This window comes from Aliiglaciecola lipolytica (assembly GCF_018860635.1).
Classification (GTDB): Bacteria; Pseudomonadota; Gammaproteobacteria; order Enterobacterales; family Alteromonadaceae; genus Aliiglaciecola; species Aliiglaciecola lipolytica_A.
The window spans coordinates 378476-399318 of the sequence record NZ_JAHKPT010000025.1; the positions used below are offsets into that span (position 1 = coordinate 378476).

Here is a 20843-nt window from a genome sequence, read left to right on the forward strand (position 1 = left end):
ATATAAAACCGTTTTCGAGTATGTGGGTCTAATCAGTAGGGTTATTTATTTAGTGTTTAAGAAATTAAAAAATGCTTGGTTTTTAAGCTTCTTGCTTGTTTTGGCTTGTCGCCAAGCTGTTGCTATTGATGTGTCTTTAGAGGGCGTTGATGATAGCGATTTGGAAACCAATATTGCGGCACACCTAAGCACGCTCTCAGCTCCAGCGGATTGCAATTTATCTGTAGATGAGCAAATAACCATTGAAAACAAAGTCACTGAAGCTGGCCGCGCATTTGGCTATTACAATCTCTCCATCGATTCGATTGCTTACAATTCCAGCGAGAAATGTAGCTCACTCAAGTTAAAACTTGAAACAGGTCCACAAGTAAAAATTACTCAACTAAATGTCATAGTTACTGGTGATGGTAAAGAAGACGAAGGATTCAAAAGTATTATCAATAAGTTTCCAATCAAAAAAGGGGAGCCATTAATTCATGGTAAATATAAATCTGCCAAGTCTAGATTCGATTCCGTTGCGTTAAACCGAGGCTTTTTTGATAGTAAATTTATTATTAGTGAAATAAAGGTGGATGTAGAACAAAACAGCGCGCAAATCCGTCTCGAATACCAGACAGGTCCACGTTATCAATTTGGTAAATTAAAGATACCTGAGGATCAAAGAGCCTCTGAACTTATTATGCAAGTTCTCCCATTTAAAGAGGGTGACCCCTATCTCGCGTCTAAGCTAGGCGAATTTAACCAAAGCTTGGGGCAAACTGAGTACTTTCAGCAAGTTGTTGCCCGTCCATTATTGGGCGAAGCTGAGCAACATCAGATTCCAATTGAAGTTGTCGCAGTAAGTCGTCCCAGAGATATTTTTAATGTAGGAGTAGGCGGCGCTACGGATACAGGTCCTAGGGTTACATTGGGTTGGCAGCGACCATGGGTAAATAGCGATGGGCACAGTATGAGCGCAAATATATATGTTTCTGAGCCCAAACAAACGGCTAGTGTGAAATATAAAATTCCCATTGAAGATCCGTTAAATAACTATGTATCAGCCCAACTTGGTGTGAAGTCGCTATATGATAATGATACTAACAGTGACACGATTTCACTGGCTTTACAGCGACATTGGACTGGTGAAGATAATGAGTGGAATAAAATTGCGTTCGTCCGTTTAGAGCAATCTCGCTTCCAACAAGCAGAAACACCTTTGCAAACTACCACGCTATTAATTCCAGGTTTCACCCTATCCCGTCATCGCAGTAGAGGCGGTTTAGATGTGAATTGGGGGGATTTGCAGTTGGTAACTATTGAAACAGCAAGCGACGCTGTTGTTTCAGATATCAACTTGGCCAGAGTGACATTTCAAACCAAGTGGTTACGAAGTATTGGGGAACATCGGTTCTTAATGCGTGCCGAAGTCGGCGCTCTATCAACCAATGACTTTGACCAAGTACCATCAGATTTACGCTATTTTACCGGTGGCGACCAAAGTGTCAGAGGATTCGCCTATCAATCACTTGCGCCTAGGCAATTCGATGATGATGGTGAAGATGGTGAGCTACTTGGAGCAAAATACTTGAATGTGGCAAGTATCGAATACAGCTACCCGGTTTCAGATGAATGGCGAGCGGCAATATTCACGGATGTGGGGGGCGCAAGCAACAAGCCTTTAGAAAAATTAGCCTACAGTCTAGGTGTCGGCGCAAGTTGGATGTCTCCGGTAGGTCCAATTCGCTTTTATCTTGCCAGTGGACATGGTGATTACGGTAATTCAGTACGTTTTCATTTAGCGATGGGGCCTTCTATATGATGTGGTTAAAGCGCACGGGGAAATGGACCGCATACATACTAATCATTTTAATTTGTCTAATCGGCTTTTTATTCACGCCATGGGGAACCTCAAGCGTCATAGCCATCGCCAACAGTTCCGTTGATGGCCTGAACATTAGGCACAAATCAGGTGGTTTACTAGGGACGCTTGAGTTTCAAAAAATCAAATTCCAATCTAGCACTATAGATATTGATGCCAGCAATTTAAAAACCAATATTGATTGGTCATGTAGCTTATTAATGCAAGTCTGCTTGAGCGAACTTTACTTAGGCAAAACCACAATTACTGTGGGCGAGTCTGAGCCAACTGAGACACAAGAAGCCTTGCAAAAAATCAGCTTACCCGTGGCTGTAATTGCACCGAACATCCAACTCAATAATCTCTCAGTAGAGATTGAAAACGTCGCCAAAATATCCTGGCAGTCGTTATTGGCCAACCTAAACATGCACAAGGTATTGAATATAGAATCATTGGAAATACGCCAGCCAAAGATCGTTTTAGCCAATAAGGAACCGCCTAAGCAAGCTGCTACAGATCAACAACCCACGATTAATATTGGGCAAATATCTAACTGGCAATACCAACCCGTTGAGTTACCACCATTGATGATTCCCATTGATATTAATGGCAAAAAGATAGTTATTCGCAATGCCCGTATTATGCAAGTAGATGAGGAAATTTTTGCATTCAACCGTTTATCAACCGGAGTAATTATTGAGGACAGCAGTCTTACTATTGAACAGTTCGAATTGGAACATGAATTGATCAATGTGCAAGTCGATTTAGCGCTAAGCAAAGATTATCTGTTGGCCCTTTCTAGTAAGGCGCAAACCACCGACAACAACCAGAATCAACTAGTGCTCCAGGCTAACGCCAATGGTGATTTAAAAGCCTTAGAATTCGACACCCAAATAACTGGGGACATTAATGCTACAGCACAAGGAAGCGCTACATTAGACTCACCTAAGCTACCAATAAATCTTAAAATAAACTGGCAACCAGTGACCTTGCCTGCAGAACAACCGATACATATTTCGTCAGGAAATCTTAGTTTAGTGGGCGATATGGAGAACTATCAGCTCGATTTGCAAACTAGCCTATCTGCTACCGGAATTCCCACCAGTCAGGTGCAGGTTGCAGCAAGTGGTAACAACCAAAAAATTCAACTGACTAAGGCTCAAATCAATACTCTTGGGGGAAATATTCACACCTCCGGCGTAGTTGTGTTAACCGATGTAGCCCGCTGGCAAGGTAAAGCTCTAGTTGAACAGATTCAACCTGGGTTATTCTGGTCGGATTTAGAGGGCAGTATTAACGCAAGCCTTATGCATAGTGGCGTGTACGGTTCAGACGTATTGCAAGCCAAAATAGACAAGCTGAGTGCCGATGGGAATTGGTTAGGTTATCCGCTCAAAGCAGCTGGTAACGCTTCCTATGATAAAAACTCGGGGTTAGACATTCCGAGTTTAAGTTTGGCCAATGGTGAAAACACGCTCACCGTCAAAGGAAAACTCGACAGTCAAAATACTCTTGCAGCAAAATTAGACTTTATTGGCAAAGAGTTAACTCAACTGTATCCGGATTTGGACGGAAGCACAGGACTAAGCGCCAATATTTCAGGTACTTTAACTGAACCGAAAGTTGAATATGAATTAACAGCATCGCAAGTTAACTATCAAACAATTTCATTGCACAGCTTAAGCTCAAAAGGAAGTGTAAATTGGGATGAAAATAAACGCTTTGATATTCGCACCAACCTTGAACAGCTGGTGATTAATCAAGAACCTATCAATACGATTCAATTCGAACTAGCCGGTGACGCAAAGCAACATAAACTGATTACCAAAGTCGATAGCCAAGCATTTCAGATAGATTCCACAATCGAAGGTCATCTTGAAGAAACAAAATGGGTTGGCCAGTGGATAACTGGTAACTTCAGCAGCCAATGGGGTGCATATTCTCTAGATCAGCAAAACACCCAACTTTTAGCTGATTGGCAGAACCAGCACTACCAAATAGATGCACATTGTTGGAACGACCAACAGGCCGAACTATGTGTTAATCAAGCCTCCTTTAAAAACCAAATTGCAGAATTCGATATACATGGCAATCAACTGGAACTATTACAAATAATCAGTCAGTTTGTTCCGCAGTTGCAGAACATATCCACTGATACTCAATTCTTTTTCACCGCAAAAGGCAAATGGCAGGCAGATTCCCTACCTGTTGCCAAAGTTGCAGGACATTTTTCACCTACATCTGTAAAAATAAAGGGCTTAAAAAAGCCTGTAGATATGCAAAAACTCGCGTTTGATATGTCTGTGGATGGGCAACAAGTCATTTCCCATTTTGACTTTCAAACACAGAGCTCTGGCGCAATTGATTTAGATTTAACCATCACCGACCTCGAACAAAAGCGCAACTTACAGGGGGAGTTAAAACTAAAAGATATTTTAGCCAAGCCATATCAAGAACTGATCCCCCAATTAACAGAACTATCAGGAACTGTGAATGGCAACTTAGCACTATCTGGCGATTTAAAAACCCCACTTCTAGACGGCAAATTACAACTCAAAAACTTCAACTTTGCTGGAGAAGAAATACCTGGGCGGGTTTCAGACTGGAACCAAGATATGGAATTTGCCGGCCAGAGTGCCAAACTCAAAGGTGACTTTATGTTTGGTAATGGCAAAGGTAGCAGTGCTGGGACATTAGATTGGACGGAAGAGTTAATCGGTGATTTCAGCCTTAAAGGAGATACATTTGAATTGGAGTATCGCGATTTAGTCAGAACCCGCTTTTCTCCCAACTTACAGGTAGAAATGACGAAACAGGCAATCAATGTGTCCGGCAGTACAGATGTCTTTTATGCCCGCATTAAAGTTAAAGACTTACCGGCCAATGCGCAATCACCCTCTGACGATACCATTATAGTCAATCAACCTGTTGAGGAAAAAACCGTAACTCGTGACCTAAATATGGTTTTTAACGTCAACATTGATCCGAAAAAAACTGACGATGTAAAACTGGAAGCATTCGGCTTAAAGACCGACCTTCGCGGTTCCTTAGAGCTAAAACAGTCAAACCAGAGGTTAACTGGTAACGGCAGTCTTAATTTAGTTAATGGGACTTATAAGGCCTTCGGTCAAGATTTAGTCATTCAAAAAGGTAATATTTTATTTTCAGGTCCATTGGACAATCCGCGCTTAGATATAGAAGCCATTCGTGACGAAAGCAAAACCGAAGACGATGTTATTGCGGGTGTCCGAGTATCAGGTGCTGCGGAGCAACCATCAGTCGAGGTATTCTCGACTCCTACGATGATCCAAAGTGAGGCGTTATCATACTTACTATTGGGTAAAAGCATGTCTAGCGAAAGTCAAACGTCCAATGATCAAGTTCTCGCTGCAGCACTGCTAAGCCAAGGACTTAAAGGAAGCGAAAATAAGGTCGACCAATTAGGCCGCAAATTAGGTATCGAGGATTTAGCCTTAGGCGCCAACAGTGACGACGATGGTACGCAAATTTCATTATCAGGAAATATAGCACCGGGAGTGCAGTTACGTTATGGCGTAAATGTGTTTGACTCTTCAACTGAGGTAGCCTTGCGTTATCAGATATTACCTAAATTGTTTTTAGAAGCAACTAGCGGAATAGAGCAAGCTTTGGATGTTTATTATCAATTTAGCGTAGGAGGGAAATCAATTTCTGATGACGAATAATGACAACCTGAGATTTTGATAACGGGCATACGATTGTTCTAATCTAGCTGGGCATGGGTCATCAAGTGTGGTGGTTAATATAGAGCCACAAAAATCAATTAGAACACTAAACAATTTAGCGACTGGCCGCACTGTAAAAAGTGCTCTTTTAAACTACTCAGGAGCTTGAATTCCGCCCACTTGCAATAGTGGCGCTGCATCAATATCTTCAGCATTCATCATCATAGCCATTCTCTCCATTGTCGCCAGCATTTGCGATTGTTCCCATTCTTCCATGGCTTCAAATCGTGCAATAAAATGCTGCTGCAACAAGGTTGGAGACTCTTTAATTGCGTCTTTTCCCTCTTCGGTAAGGTGAATTTCTACCTTACGCTTATCAATAGAAGACCTTTCACGGATCACAAAGCCCCTACTCTCTAAACGATCAAGAATACTGGTTACAGTAGCAGAGCTTAAATTTATGCTGTTTGCAATATCCTTCACCATCACGCCATCGCTAAACGAAATATGCTGTAAGACAATAAGTTGCGGCGAAGTTAAGCCTGTTTCTTTACTTAATTTTTTTGAGTACAAGTCAATCGCGCGGATGACCTTACGCAAAGAAACCAAAAGCGATTCGTATTTTTTCATAGTGGTAACTACCTATTAATTTGCATTGAACTCTACCAAATAAAGGAAATAGCGCAATAAAAAAGCGTTTTAATATAATAATTTACAATTAATTATATTATTCACAATGATTAGTTATTCGCATTAAATGCATACATATTCACATAGGGTTGATTAGGGTAAATAGCTATCCAGACAGATCTTTATATTAACATCTATAACAACTCGCTCAGAGCCCCCGTCGTTGCTTATTTGAGCAAAAAAAGGCATAATATCGTTCGTATACTAATTAATTCAATACGATTAATTAGCTCAAATCAAATTATTAATAGTTAAAAAGCAGGAAAAATGAATACGTTTAATTGGAAACGAATCGTAATTAAAGTAGGAAGCGCACTTATTGCACCTAAAAATCAGGGGTGTAGCTCACACTTTTTATTGGGAATCGCACAATTTATTGTTAAATGTCGCGCTAAAGGAATCGAAGTAGTATTGGTTTCGTCTGGTTCAGTAGCGGCTGGCCGTCACCTATTCCAAGGTGAAACAGAAAGTATCGCCATCAAAAAAGCTATGGCTGCCGCAGGGCAAACTGAAATGATGGCCACTTGGGACCGTTTATTTGACTTTCCTTCAGCACAGATATTACTAACTCACGGCGACCTACGAGATAGGGAACGCTACGTGAGCATACGCGAAACAATTTTTTCATTATTGCAAAACGGCATCATTCCGATCATCAACGAGAATGACACTGTGACAACCGACAATTTGCGCGTAGGTGACAATGATAACCTTGCTGCCATGGTTGCAGGTGCAGCCGATGCTGATTCTCTCATCATCTGTTCTGATATCGACGGTCTTTATGACAAAAACCCTCATACTCATGACGATGCAAAACTCTTATCTTGGGTTTCAAAGATTGACGAAGACATTTACAAAATGGCTGGTGGGACGACTAGTGCAACAGGCACAGGCGGAATGCGCACTAAAATCGAAGCGGCAGAAAAAGCAGTTTCTCACGGCATCGATACTTTTATTGTTAACGGGTTTACCGAAATCACCTTCAACATGCTGTTAGAAGGTAAAAATCCAGGAACTCATTTTCAGCCACACGAAACACCAATGAAAGAACATGAGCATTGGATGAAACACACATCCAAAGAGCAAGGTGTGGTAGTGGTTGGCAACGACGTCGACATTACTTCATTGGACGATGATGATGCTCTAACCAGTGATGAAATCATCGAAATTAAAGGTAGCTTTTCAGTTGGTGATACCGTTCTTGTACGCAAAGGCGACGGTACAAGGTTAGCAAAAGCTCGGTCAAACTACAGCAGTTGTCTTTTGACATTTATTGCTGAACAAACGGACCAAGATTTCGCCAACGAATTTCAGCGTCAGACGGGTCCGATTATATCAGACAAAAATATAGCACTATTGGAGAAACAATGAGTTTAATTAGAGACCTATCTCTACAGGCTGCAAAGGCAGCCAGAAAACTAGCGGTATTGGATACCGAGAAGAAAGACCGTGTATTACGAGACATGGCAAAAGCACTTAGAAATGGTGAGCAACACATATTGAAAGCAAATCAAGTGGATTTGGATAATGCCAAGCAGGCCCAGTTATCTGATGCCATGATGGACCGACTCACTTTGAATACTCAGCGAGTAGAAGATATGGCGGTGGGTATCGAAACCATCGTTAATCTTGCTGACCCTGTGGGTATCCAACGTGAATTGGGCCAACGTCCCAATGGTTTAGAAATTAGTAAAATGCGCGTGCCTTTGGGTGTTGTATGCATGATTTACGAAGCCAGACCGAATGTAACAGCCGATGCAGGAGCCTTGTGCTTCAAATCTGGCAATGCGGTTATTTTACGCGGCGGTAAGGAAGCTCTAGCCTCAAGCAAAGCGATTTCCGAAATTCTACAAAACGTACTGGTTGAGCATGATTTACCAGCAGAACTCATTACGGTTGTACCTAATCCTGATCGTAAATTGATGCAGGAACTACTAGAACAGCGTGAGTTTATTGATGTTGTTATCCCTCGCGGTGGTGAAGGCCTGATAAATTACGTAACTGAAAACAGTAAAATACCAGTCATTCAGCATTTCAAAGGTGTCTGTCATTTGTATTTTGATGCTGACGCCGACTTTGAAACCGCTATTCAGTTGTTGATCAATGGTAAAACACAACGTACTGGTGTGTGTAACGCAATTGAAGGTTTGGTTGTTCATAAAGACATTGCTGAACAGATATTACCCATCGTTAGCGATGTGCTGATTCGCCACTCAGTTACAATTAATGCCTGTGAACGTTCTGCTGAACACATAGCCCGCTGTAACGTAATTCAAGATGAGGACTTTGGAGAAGAGTATTTAGATTTGGAAATTGCGATAAAAACAGTGGATAGCATGGATGATGCTCTGGATCACATTGCAAGATTTGGCAGTAATCACACTGAAGTTATTTGTACACAAAACGAAGTATCAGCAAAACGTTTCCAACGCAGCGTAGATGCCTCAGTGGTTATGGTAAACGCCTCTTCACGGTTTTCAGATGGCAGTCAATTGGGCTTAGGCGCTGAGATTGGTATAGCAACAACTAAATTGCATGCTTACGGACCTATGGGCTTAGAGTCTTTAACCACCGAAAAGTACTTAGTTAACGGCAACGGTCAAATTCGGGCTTAAAAAAGTCTTAGATAGCCAATACAATGCGAAAGCTGCCCGTCAGCTTTCGCATTGTATTGACTCAAGGCGCGTCCTGACTAAACTGAGAAAGTAGTAACCATCCTGATAAACAGCTAGCCGCAGTTACAAAGGTTCCCCAAGCCCAATCTTTTACCGTGATTCCCAAAGGCCATCCTTCTAATATTGCGTAATTAGTGAGGTTATAAGCGCCATAAGCCGCAGCCCCTAACACAGCACCATCGAGGAATACTTGCCACCACTGCGCATGTTGGTTCTTTAGAACCACTAAATACACAGCCGCAGCGCAATACAATAGATAAAATGTTATCCAAGGCATTAACGGGTAAGACTCCCGCAACATACCTTGCATCGCCTCCAGATACGTATTTTTAGCAATGAGTCCTAGCCATATACCGTCTAAAATCAGATAGCAAACTGCCACCCCTAAATAAGCGACCAAAAACGATTTCATATTTTACTCCCTGCTATTTACTGAATTTGAACATCAACTCTTTATACCCCGCAAGTCTGAAAAAGATACATTTGTCCTGTAATAATTTCCGTATCAACCCATATTCAGTTTAATTTCACGCGCTAAAAATAATATTTTAATCTTTTAATATCAAAAAGTTAGATGAAACTTGACGTTATGGCACCAAGTTCGCAATAGCTAACACAGAAACGCAAATTAAACGAAATTACATTCTTTAGGGAGAATCCAATGGAAATTTTTGAAGCTATTCGTAGAGACCATGAAAAACAACGTCTACTGATGAAAATACTTGTAGAAACCTCTGGTGACACACAGAGCCGTCGTGATTTCTACGGCGAACTTAAACAAGCATTAGTAGATCACGCAATTGCTGAAGAACGTTATTTTTATTCGCCACTGATGAAGTCTGACCAAACCATTGAACAATCGAGACACGCAATTGCAGAGCATCACGAAATTGATGAGCTAATTGAAAAGCTAGACGAAACTGAAATGAGTTCACCAGGCTGGTTAGCTACTATGAAAAAACTTAAACACTTAGTTGAGCATCACTTGGAAGAAGAAGAACACGAATTTTTCCAGCAAGCTGGAAAGGTATTGTCAGCCAATCAAAAAGACCAACTGGCTGATAAATATCAGGTGGAAATGCAAAAACCTCATTAACGATTTAGTTCCTCTCCCCTACTTAGGGTCCTGTTGCTCTGATTAAGTTCTAGAGCAAGCCACTGTCTTCAACACTACTGGGGGCAGTGGTTTTTTTTATTGTTTAGATGCGTTAGTAAATGTTATCGCCATTCAAAGTGAGTTATCACTGGTAGATGTTCAGATAGCTTAGAAAAAGTAAGCGATTGAATCCCCATACTTTTTTTCTCCATTGCGGTAATGTCATCGGGATCAAATATGTAACCGCCGACCAACTGAAGTCTATTCGGACTGTAAATTACTAAATCCATCACTCTAGAGGGAAACTTTTTACCTCGACCATCCCAAGTCCAAGTTTGTTTCCCATCCAAATGCTTCAACTCTGCGGCGATCAAACCAAAATGGGGTTTAGAGTAAGGCCCTGAAAGTATCAGCAAAGGCATTACTGTACTAACCAGATTGAAATCTCCCGCTAAAATTATTCCATCCACATGGGTGCGTTCAATTACTTTTCCAATTAATCGGCGTATTTCCCTTGCCTCAATTCTTCTTTTATCTTCAGCCCAACTGCTCGGGTCACTACCACAACATTCTAAATCAGCAGAAACCACCAACAATCTATTTCCACCCTCGAGTAATATCACTCCGTTAACTGCTATTCCGTCATCTAAGGTATTGGCGTACTTCACATCACCTGCATTAATCATACGCTGGTGTATGCGCTTTTTTTCAGACTTTGGATAGGGGATTATGTTTGAGAATTCCGGCAAGACTTCGTGAGGAAAACGGCTAATCACAACATTTCGTTGCCGTCCCCCACTGCTGCCAAAATTGATATGCCAATCCGTGTTTTGTGCCAAACTATCTTTAGGTAAAGCGTTATATAAGTGCGATTTATTGGTTAAAGGGGAAACTTCGTCTAATAATAAAATATTCGACTTGCCTCTAGCGACAAGTGCTTTAAGTACCTCAGGAGACTTCACAAACGCATCTCCTGACACATTCCAAGATAGCACGTTGATATTCCCTTTATGACTTCCCCCCTGCGCTGCAGCATCAGGTTTGAAGTCGACAGAACGATTAGTTGATAAGTTTGCAGTAACAATTGTGTTTTCAGCTGATATGGCAGTTAAAGGGATGAACATCAGCAAAACGGTGAATATGATTGGCATAATCGTGTTTTTCTTATTGTGAATAAAAAACGGAGATTAGATTATAAACAATTTACTATTTAATGTCCGCAAGCTCTCAGCCCCGCAGTAAGCTAAACAACTAAGCATTGTCATAAAACGAAAATACTGGTTTAACGAATTCTGAATATTTAAAGAAAAGTTGCCTTTTGTGCTTTTAAAAGTCAGTAATTAATGAAAAGATCTGTTTACTTTATCTTCATCGAGCAGCAACCCCATGGAACGTTTAAAACAAAGGATAGTGATTCTTGTTAGTCTGATAAGTTTAACTGTTAGCCAATTTGCCGTGGCGCAAGTAATTACCGATTCAGATCTGGAAGAAGAATCAAGTAAGGTTGAAGAAACCTTAACGGAAAAACGCGACGCCTCAGATGACTTAGCATTAAAAATTCCCTTTGCAATAACCCAATATAAAACCAATTATATTTTGCCAGTTACTTACGTAAAAGATCCTAACACTATTGGCGTAACTGAGCTGGATTCAGAAAACGTCGATAATCTAGAAGCAAAATATCAAATCAGTGTGAAGCTGCCAATTCACATTAACGATGACAACTTATCTGGGATATACGCCGGTTTCAGTGTGACATCTTTTTGGCAGGTGTATAACGATGAGGCATCAAAACCATTTCGTGAAACTAATTATGAACCGGAAATATTCTATTTTTGGAAAACCCATTATCGATTCCTAGGCATAAAATTTGATCAAGTTCACTTGGGGTTAAATCATAATTCCAATGGCCAAAGCGGGTTAAAATCGAGGAGCTGGAACCGTTTATATGCGTCTGCATTGTTTAGTGACAAAGACTCAGTGTATTACCTTAAAGCCTGGTATCGGATCCCAGAAGATGAAAAAGAAACAGTAAATAGCCCAGAAGGGGATGACAACCCAGACATTACCGATTATCTCGGGCATTTTGAGATCGGATATGGAAAAAAGGTCGGCAACTTCAATTTTCTCACTTTAGTCAGAAATAATTTAAAATCAGATAATAAAGGCAGCATTGAGTTGAATATCACCTATCCTTTAAACAAAAGGTACGATGTCGTATTCCAATATTTTAACGGTTATGGTGACTCTTTGATTGACTACAACCGTCACCAACAACGTTACGGTATAGGAATTCAACTCAAATATTTGTAATGTGTAAAAAATGCGAAAGCGCCTGTATTTATTGCGCCCATTTAACCTTTAAACACATAGGACTATAATTTTTATTTATATATCAATAAGATAGAAAACATTAAGGTTGGCACGTAGTTCGCTTTACTTTGTCGAGTAGATTCAATTTTCGAAATAGGGTGAAGTATGTTTATTATAAAATACTATGGACTGGGCGGGATTTTATCATTAGCTCTTGCCTTGCTGATTGATAGCTTTTTGTTCAAAGTATTGTTTATCTGGATTGGCCTTTCGCTTATTTTGGTCACCTTTGCCTATTCAGTCCAATCACCTAAAATTTTTAGAAAAAAAATTGATGGTTCAATCCCATTCTATGTGAAGTGGGTTTTTGTGCCCTTTTTTGTTGGTGTGCAGTTGTTTAACGCTTGGGCTCGTAAAAACGACAGCGTCCCGCCAATCCAAAAAATTCGTGACAAGCTATTTCTTGCCTGCCGCTTATTTCCTTCCGATATGCCAGAGCTAAATCATTTAGAAGTCAAAGCGGTACTCGATGTGACGGCTGAATTCGATGGGCTAGATGTTTCTGCCCATGGTGAAAATATGGACTATCTGAATGTTCCCGTATTAGATCATCAAACTCCTTCGAAAGATGATTTGATGCAAGCCATTAGCTGGATAGACAATCATATTAAAACCGGCAAAGCCGTCGTTGTCCATTGTGCGCTAGGTAGAGGTCGCTCAGTATTGGTTATGGCCGCTTACTTGTTAAGTAAAAGTCCAGAATTGTCAGTAGAAGAAGCCATCAAAGAAATCAATCAAACCCGTTCCACCGCAAGGTTGAATAAACATCAGTTAAAAAAGCTAAAAGACTTGCACAGCCAAGGCGTATTTACTCAAAAAAATCGACTCGCTATAGTTGCCAACCCTGTTGCTGGCGGCGGTAAATGGCAAGACAGCAAAGAGGAAATTATTCAACGCCTGTCACCTCACTTTGATTTGCAAATATACCAAACAACGCCAGAACAAGATGGCAAAGAAATGGCTCAACAAGCCATAAAAGAAGGTGCAAAATGCATTATTGCATGCGGCGGTGATGGCACCTTGACAGAAGTTGCGACTCAATTGGTCAACACAGATTTAACGTTGGGTATAATGCCTATGGGAACCGCTAACGCGCTTGGTCACGCACTCTATGGCCCTTCTTCGAAAGTAACGCCTGTAGCAGTTGCCTGCGATGCTATTATTGCCGGTAATGTTATGCAAATTGATACTGCAACTTGCAATGATGAACTTGTACTTTTAGTGGTAGGCATTGGCTTTGAACAGAAAATGATAGAAAAGGCTAATCGTGATGAAAAGAATAATAGCGGTCAACTCGCTTATTTAGGGGCATTGTACGATGCTATAGAAGTCAATAACAGCGCCAACTTAAATATCCAAATTGACAACAATGATCCGCAATCGATTCATACTGGAAGTCTAGTCATTGCCAATGCGGCGCCAGCCACCACTGTATTAGCACAAGGTGGAGGACTACCAGATTTTACTGACGGTTTGTTAGATGTTACTTGGCTTACTAATACCTCAAGCGCCAGTGAAAATTACTTAAAATTAGCGCAACTAGCGCTGCGAACCATGTTTGATAGTGGCGACGACGAAACTATTCAGCACACCACAGCTAAACGCATAACAGTCAAATCCGAAGGCAAACTAAAGTATGTAGTAGATGGGGAAAACAGAGAAGCTGATAGCATTCAAGTAACCCAGAACCCGCAGTCCTTGAAGGTCTTTTCTCAACCCAAAAACTAGGCTGGATGCCATGCAAGCGATACGATTTTCAATCAAGCAGTAGGTATTTACTGCTTGATTGAATTCGGCAAACTTACAACTCCCTCGAACATAAGTAAGTAATATTTACTCAAGCTCAATATATCACCAATCAAGAATTGCCAATAAATACATATAAATCAGTAAGTTAAACTATGGCGCAAATATTGAATAACAAGTAAAGCATAGCGATTAAACAAGATTGGTAAGTAGCAATACTTTTCACATAGCGTAAACAAAGAACACATGCGCACCTAAATTTAAGGTAAAGATTCACTAAGGAGCTCAGAATGTCAATGGTTAACAATAATAAAGAAGATAGGTTAGAAGCCAACCGGACGCTTCTCAAAGCGGTAATTCAAATGTGCCGATTAGGTGGTGATTTTTATAACCTTATAGGTCAAAACATTAAACACTATGCCATTAAACAAGTCTGTTTTGACATGGCGAAAAGCTATTTCAAACAGATACCTGAACTTGTCGAAATTGCCCAAGACCGCTATCAATTATCCGAACAAGAAACCATGACTTCTACTTCCATAGAAGACTATTATCATAATATTTTGAGCAAGCAGGTCAAATTAAATCCCCCAGACCTACTTAAGCATTTGATTGAAGTTGAAGAACAGCATTTAGCAGAATTAAATAACGCGATCGACGCAACAAGTGAACTTGAAGTTAAAGGCGCTATTTCAAAAGTAGTCGCGCAAATAATCGTGACTTACCAAAAGTTAACGGACCTAACACATTCAATTTCAGATAACCAAACCTCATAGAAAATGGGAAGTATTGAATATGGAACTTATTGAAATAGATAAATTTTGGACATTAATTCACGACAAGCTTGAAGGGTGGCTGGAATCTGGAATCAAACATTTACCTAATTTTGTAGTGGCCATACTACTCGCCATTGTTTTTGGCCTTATCGCTAAGTTTGTGGGTAGAGCGGTTCGAAATGTACTGCGAAGAACCTTAGAGTCAAGACAGATAGCTGACTTACTAGCATCCATTATTAAAGTAATGGTGCTAATTGCAGGACTCTTTATAGCTTTAGACTTCCTTGGATTGACCGGCACAGTGACGTCATTGTTGGCAGGGGCTGGAATCGTAGGTTTGGCGCTAGGTTTTGCGTTCCAAGATATGGCAGAAAACCTAATTGCAGGTATTGCCATGGGGATAAGAAAACCGTTCCAAATTGGTGATGTGATAGAAGCAGATAAAGTATTTGGTACTGTGCAAACCATAAATCTGCGAAACACCTTAGTTGAGACCTTTTTCGGTCAAATTGAAGTCATTCCTAACAAAATTCTGTTTCGAAACATACTCACTAATTATTCTGCTACAGGAAGACGGCGAATAGAAGTTCCTGTTGGCATATCCTACGCCGATGATCCCGAACAAGCAGTTAAGGCAATAGTCGAGGTAATTAATCAGTGTGATTTTGTGATAAATAAGGAAGAAACAGACGTGTTCGCTAAGGGCTTTGGTGCAAGTAGTGTTGATCTACTGGTTTGGTTTTGGATTAGATATCCAGGAGAAACGGGATTTATGCAAGCCAGACACAAAGCGGTTGTGGAAATTAAAAAAGCTTTAGAAGCCTCAGATATTTTAATCCCGTTTCCAATCAGAACTCTGGATTTTGGCGCCAAAGGTGGCGAGAAACTGAATACAATGCTGAGCGATCGGCACAGAAAAGACAGTAACGAAAATCCTGAACAAGGCTCAGAGTCGGCTTCTCAGTCAGCCGAGGATTCAAATCCGGATTCAGAATAATTATTGGGCAAGATTAAAAGTCCGATTGATGTAATTTTGCAGTGGATTAATCGATAAATCGACCTACCGCCAGCTAAGTAAAATTAGCTGGCTTTTAACCATCAAAGTATTCTTCAAAGCATCTACCTATTGAATTTATGCTAACGTTATTCACTATCGTGTTAAATACTCGTTCATTTTTATCTTTTATCTGTAAAATATCGCAAAGAGGTGATTTCATGAATAGGATATTAATCTAGCATGGCATTAAAAATCGAAGACCGGACTTTAGAAGATAAAATCCTGTTAGCTATTACGGCCTCCGCAACCCTAATATTATTCCCTTTCCTGATGATTAGTCTTTTGGCTGACGATCGCGCTCATATTCTGGTGGATCTGGTCGCGGTTGGCGGTATCTTTACTATTTTTCTTGGCGTATGGTTTACTAGTAGAATTAAGTTATTCAGGGGGTTATTCGCGGTTGTTGCTCAAGTTACCATTTTGTTGGGCATTTATTTTAAAGGGGCTGGATTAATATATTGGATTTTCCCAATCATCATAGCCAGTTTCTATTTATTACCAACCATAGCCGCTAGCTTATTTAATTTCCTTTTAGTAACGGTTGCGTGCTTACTAACCTATCAGCAATTTGACAGTTTTACCCTGCCTCGTATTATCGGTGCGTTTATAGTAACGAATATTTTTTCGTTAACATTCTCCGTTTTTATGCAAAATAAAAATCGTCAATTATCAGCAAAAGACAAAATAAACCAACTTCACAATAATATTCTCGAGTTGATCGTCAAATCCAATAAATTATCTAAAGTATTATCAGCAATTACACAAGCTATTGAGAATGAAATTCCACATGCCGTATGCAGTATTTTATTACTCGACAAAGAAGGCAAAAAACTGACTCTAGGTGCAGCGCCTAGATTGCCAGATTTTTTCAATGAAGCCATTGACGGTCTAGCTAATGCTCCAGGAGTCGGATCATGCGGAGAAGCTGCTTTTACAGGTAAACGTGTTGTCGTTTCTGATATCGCAACCCATCCCAATTGGAAAGCTTGGGCAGACATTGCACAAAAAGCAGGGCTGGCGGCTTGTTGGTCTGAACCGATAATTGGTAACCAAGGAAACGTACTAGGCACTTTTTCCATTTATTTTCGTGAAATATCCACTCCTACAGCCGATGAATTCAAACTCATAGAGCAATTTGTTAATCTCGCACGTATTGCAATTGAACGACAAAAAGCAGATAAAATCATATGGCAGCAGGCACATTATGACAGCTTAACAAACTTACCTAATCGCAATTTATTGCATGAACATTTAAGCAGCGCTATTGCCAACGCGCAACGTGATAAAAAACAATTAGCTATTGCGATGTTGGATCTAGATAACTTTAAAAATGTTAACGATACATTGGGCCATGAAGCTGGCGATACAGTGTTGAGAGAATGTTCAAAACGGATAACAAAATGCATAAGAAACAATGATATAGCGGCTCGCTTAGGTGGCGATGAGTTTATTGTGGTATTTATTGGTACGTCTGCACCTAAAGACATCGAAAGTGCGGGTAAAAAGCTATCTAGCGCACTGGCTGAAGCATACAATATTCAAGGCAAAGATGTTTATTGTACTGCCAGTATTGGGATTGCGTTATTTCCTACTGACGCACAAAGTATTGAGGCATTATTCAGGAATGCTGATCAAGCAATGTATCGAGCTAAAACCCAAGGCCGCAATAAAGTCCATTATTACAGTGCTGACAAATGAGCATGATTTTAATCCTAAATCATGCTCAACATTAAGTCACATGTAGCCCATGTGCTCAATTAGGCGATAACGACAGCGACTGCCTGCTTATTCCCGTATCACTACCAATCCACCAATCCCAGGCTTTCACGGAGTTTTAAGATGTGGTCTGGTGCTCCATCGCGGTCGAAATTGTCGTGCCATCGCCAATAATTTGTGTGCGTAAATAACCGTGGATTTCGCTTAGGATACGCAGCCTCCACGTCAATATCTAAAATAGGCGAAGCCGGTTGTTCTTCAGACACCAAATCTTTGGAAATTTGCGGATTTGAAAAAGCTCTACTCACTGGGCCTGATATAAGGTCACCACAGAAAATGTTGAAGGGCTTTGAATAAATATTAGTCCATCGAACCAAACTAAACACGGCACCATGATGCAAAAACTTGGCGTCTGTAGTTTGATAGTAGTAATGCTCATTTTCCTTCACCGGCGGAGAAGTTGGGTATTCACGATCTAACTTCCTATCAACAAAGTCCATTTTATTATCGAACAATAAAAAATCTGCATAGGTTAAGGGACTGCCCAAGGTTACCAAGTCGGACACCAGCCACTGCGACATCCCAGATGCTTCACCATGGGCTTCGCTGTCTAGCTTTAGTTGCTCAAACAGCTGGTACTGGAGTTTGCGGTACTCTTCAACTTTAGGCTGATGATCCATTTCTTCCATGGCATGAATGAGTTTTAAGGCGTTTTCAGATAATGGAAGAGACTCACCCGCGGCATTTTTAAACTTGTTTTTGCGAGCCCAGTATTGGGTTAAAACATCATATGCAATGATGGAACCTAAGCTATGACCCACTAAAACGATACGATCGTATTTCCCAGTTTGAGCGATACTTTCCAGCAATTTAACACCGCCATCACGGATCTCTTTTCTTACCTTAATATTCGATGGCGTAGCAGTAATGTATCGTGCGACGTCGCCCAAATAACTGACAATTTTAGCCACTGCAATACTCAGCACAAAAAGCAAAATAGGACTAATATAACTTTCATAGATTCCATGCAGACTGGCTCCTCCCTGCCCTTTTTCTGTGGGTTCAAAAAAGCCAATGGAAATCAAAATTAATAAAATCGTAAAGATTAAGCCCCACAATAAATAAATCATGGGTTTTAACGCCGAGGGATAATCACTTGGTTTGCGTCTTAGCATCGAAAAGACCCAACCACGTAAATGTTCCAGCGTAGTGCCGACGGTATGATGCGCCCAATAATATTCGTAGAAATCCACTCTAGATGTGGTTTTTTTCTCGGCATTATTTTTTATAGTGGCATAATCTGTAGTAAGCCGGCGATGTTCAAAAGAACCTGACACCTCACTAGGTTTATTCCAAAACCGAGTATTTTCAATGTTGCTGTCTTTTACCCAAACCGATTTAACAAATTCTCTGACCGTTTCCATTGGCCTTTGCTCACCAATACCATGAACCAGTACTACTGCTTGTTTTTTTGTAGTCGCCATAAGATTCCCTCCTGTTAATTACAATAGTATAAACATTAAGCTATTTTTCGCTATTCAATATTTGATATTCTGAAGCCGTAAAGAGCCACCTATTTCAGTCGAATTAAACATAAAACAGGTACTTTCAGGCTAGCCTTAGCAATGATTCCGTTATGAATCGCGCTCGCCTTAGTTATTCCCTTGTAAATTCCTTTGTTACATAATAGTTTGCTATGTAGAATAATGTTATTCGTAATATCGCTGTATCCATCAAAAATGGCTCGATTTACATTTCACTCGAGTCAAATGAGTCCACAACCTTTAATTATTGTGGCGCGTTTTTAATAAAGATAATCCATTGATAAATTCCAATTCGCAAATTAAAAGAAACTTTGCACTTGCGTGGCCCTTAGCTTTTAATGCCTTGCTCGTTCAATCCATGTTGATGATTGATACCCTGCTCGTTGCTCCCTTGGGCGAATTGCCCGTGGCCGCTATGGGCATTGCAACGACCATAGTGGCGTTTGTGTTGGGCATAGAAATAGCTATTGGTAATGGCATACAGCTGCTGGTTGGCAGAGCATTTGGTTCAAAAAGCCAAGCAGAATTAGCCATTGCCTATTGGTCAGGCTTAGTTATAAATATATCTACATCATTGATTTTTATATTTATTTTGACCTTTTTCAGTTCCGATATAGTGGCTGGAATTACCGACAACCCCGAACTTGCAGAACTCACCGAATCTTATATTTCAATTACTAAGTATATTGTTTTGCTGACCGCATACACTCAAGTGTGTACTGCATTTTGTAATGGCATTGGCAATACTATGGTACCGCTTAAAGGCTTTATGATTGAGTTGCCCGTCAACGCACTATTGAGTTATGTGTTGATTAATGGATTCGCTGATTATAAAGGTCTAGGTGTAGAAGGCGCCGCTTGGGGAAGTTTAATATCGATATTTTTAAGGGCTAGCTTCCTTTATTTAGCCCTGAAACTGGATAACAAAGTCGACCTCACTTACCCCAAAAATAGGCCATTTCTAACAGAAATTGGCCCACAATTTGCCGAAATTTATCCTATCGCCGCGAATTTTTTTGTGCTTTATGTTGGCGCCACCGTTTATCAACTGTTATTTGCTCAATTAGATTTATTTGCATTCGTTGCAATCACTTTGATCTTCCCCTGGGTCCGGTCAGGCACCCAATTTCCTAATGCTTGGGCGCAAGCTTCGGCAATCAGTATAAGTCAGGCACTAGGACAAAGGGGTAGCAAAGAGCACAAAACCTTTATCTCTAAATGTACCAAAGTGGGAATGATCATATCGCTTTTTATCGCTGCCATATTTTTACTACTCAGCCAAAATATTCATTTTATTTACCCAGATATTGAAGCTGAGGTACAAACTGCGTTGATGGTAATAGCTCCTTTATATATCGTGCTGCCGATTATAAGAGCCTACAATACGGTTGCAGGAAACATCTTGCGCGCACTGGGAAACAGTAATCTTGTCCTGAAAATTCACTTTATCACCCAATGGGCTGTTGCTTTGCCAATTTGTGCTTTACTGATTCTATACTTCGAGGTGTCAATTTTTTGGGCATTTGCGATGATCCCAATTGAAGAGTTACTTAAAGTTATCCCCTTTTATCGATACAAAGAATTTTATATAAAACGCTTACATACAACGTAAAAAAGCGCCCGAAG

At 40.4% G+C, this 20843-nt stretch carries 15 protein-coding genes; 11 read left to right on the forward strand and 4 right to left on the reverse strand.

Annotated features, from left to right (window positions below; translation table 11 throughout):
- The first annotated feature begins 52 nt into the window (after window positions 1–52).
- Window positions 53–1801 carry an autotransporter assembly complex protein TamA gene (locus KO530_RS14165; protein ID WP_354667879.1) on the forward strand — a complete coding sequence of 583 codons (1749 nt, stop codon included), beginning with the start codon at window positions 53–55 and terminating at the stop codon, window positions 1799–1801.
- Window positions 1798–5544, forward strand: coding sequence for an autotransporter assembly complex protein TamB (gene tamB / locus KO530_RS14170; protein WP_216049092.1), 3747 nt, complete (start codon window positions 1798–1800; stop codon window positions 5542–5544). Before KO530_RS14165 ends, tamB begins: the two co-directional genes overlap by 4 nt.
- Before the next feature lie 153 nt (window positions 5545–5697).
- On the opposite strand, the gene KO530_RS14175 is transcribed toward tamB, so the two are convergent.
- Window positions 5698–6174, reverse strand: a complete 477-nt coding sequence (locus KO530_RS14175) for a MarR family winged helix-turn-helix transcriptional regulator (RefSeq protein WP_216049093.1) — start codon at window positions 6172–6174, stop codon at window positions 5698–5700.
- Between the two features lie 327 nt (window positions 6175–6501).
- Here KO530_RS14175 and proB point away from each other — a divergent pair, with 327 nt between their 5' ends.
- Together proB and KO530_RS14185 are read left to right on the forward strand one after the other, a co-directional pair.
- Window positions 6502–7605 carry a glutamate 5-kinase gene (proB, locus tag KO530_RS14180; RefSeq protein WP_216049094.1) on the forward strand — a complete coding sequence of 368 codons (1104 nt, stop codon included), beginning with the start codon at window positions 6502–6504 and terminating at the stop codon, window positions 7603–7605.
- Window positions 7602–8849 (forward strand): glutamate-5-semialdehyde dehydrogenase, encoded by a 1248-nt coding sequence (locus KO530_RS14185; protein ID WP_216049095.1) that lies wholly within the window; start codon window positions 7602–7604, stop codon window positions 8847–8849. Before proB ends, KO530_RS14185 begins: the two co-directional genes overlap by 4 nt.
- Before the next feature lie 61 nt (window positions 8850–8910).
- On the opposite strand, the gene KO530_RS14190 is transcribed toward KO530_RS14185, so the two are convergent.
- Entirely contained in the window at window positions 8911–9321 is a 411-nt protein-coding gene (locus KO530_RS14190; RefSeq protein WP_216049096.1) for a DUF2177 family protein, read from the reverse strand.
- Window positions 9322–9570: 249 nt separating this feature from the next.
- On the opposite strand from KO530_RS14190, the gene KO530_RS14195 reads away from it, so the two are divergent.
- The gene (locus KO530_RS14195) at window positions 9571–10005 is read left to right on the forward strand and encodes a hemerythrin domain-containing protein (RefSeq protein ID WP_216049097.1); all 435 of its coding nucleotides are present in this window, start codon (window positions 9571–9573) and stop codon (window positions 10003–10005) included.
- 122 nt (window positions 10006–10127) lie between these two features.
- Here the strand turns inward: KO530_RS14195 and KO530_RS14200 are convergent, their stop codons facing one another.
- Window positions 10128–11156 (reverse strand): endonuclease/exonuclease/phosphatase family protein, encoded by a 1029-nt coding sequence (locus KO530_RS14200; protein WP_216049098.1) that lies wholly within the window; start codon window positions 11154–11156, stop codon window positions 10128–10130.
- Window positions 11157–11391: 235 nt separating this feature from the next.
- Between KO530_RS14200 and KO530_RS14205 the strand changes: the two genes are divergently transcribed.
- From KO530_RS14205 to KO530_RS14225, 5 genes are all read left to right on the forward strand, one after another.
- Window positions 11392–12318 carry a phospholipase A gene (locus KO530_RS14205; RefSeq protein WP_216049099.1) on the forward strand — a complete coding sequence of 309 codons (927 nt, stop codon included), beginning with the start codon at window positions 11392–11394 and terminating at the stop codon, window positions 12316–12318.
- A gap of 165 nt (window positions 12319–12483) precedes the next feature.
- A complete protein-coding gene (locus KO530_RS14210) occupies window positions 12484–14106 on the forward strand; it encodes a diacylglycerol kinase family protein (RefSeq protein ID WP_216049100.1) in 1623 nt (540 codons plus the stop codon).
- A gap of 308 nt (window positions 14107–14414) precedes the next feature.
- Window positions 14415–14900 carry a hypothetical protein gene (locus tag KO530_RS14215; RefSeq protein WP_216049101.1) on the forward strand — a complete coding sequence of 162 codons (486 nt, stop codon included), beginning with the start codon at window positions 14415–14417 and terminating at the stop codon, window positions 14898–14900.
- Between the two features lie 19 nt (window positions 14901–14919).
- Window positions 14920–15897, forward strand: coding sequence for a mechanosensitive ion channel family protein (locus KO530_RS14220; RefSeq protein WP_216049102.1), 978 nt, complete (start codon window positions 14920–14922; stop codon window positions 15895–15897).
- A 240-nt stretch (window positions 15898–16137) separates the two neighbouring features.
- The gene (locus tag KO530_RS14225; protein ID WP_216049103.1) at window positions 16138–17655 is read left to right on the forward strand and encodes a sensor domain-containing diguanylate cyclase; all 1518 of its coding nucleotides are present in this window, start codon (window positions 16138–16140) and stop codon (window positions 17653–17655) included.
- Window positions 17656–17756: 101 nt separating this feature from the next.
- Here KO530_RS14225 and KO530_RS14230 read toward each other — a convergent pair whose 3' ends face one another.
- On the reverse strand, window positions 17757–19157 hold the full coding sequence (locus KO530_RS14230; protein ID WP_216049104.1) for a hypothetical protein: 1401 nt from the start codon (window positions 19155–19157) through the stop codon (window positions 17757–17759).
- A 337-nt stretch (window positions 19158–19494) separates the two neighbouring features.
- Here KO530_RS14230 and KO530_RS14235 point away from each other — a divergent pair, with 337 nt between their 5' ends.
- Entirely contained in the window at window positions 19495–20829 is a 1335-nt protein-coding gene (locus tag KO530_RS14235; protein ID WP_216049105.1) for an MATE family efflux transporter, read from the forward strand.
- The last annotated feature ends 14 nt before the right edge of the window (window positions 20830–20843 follow it).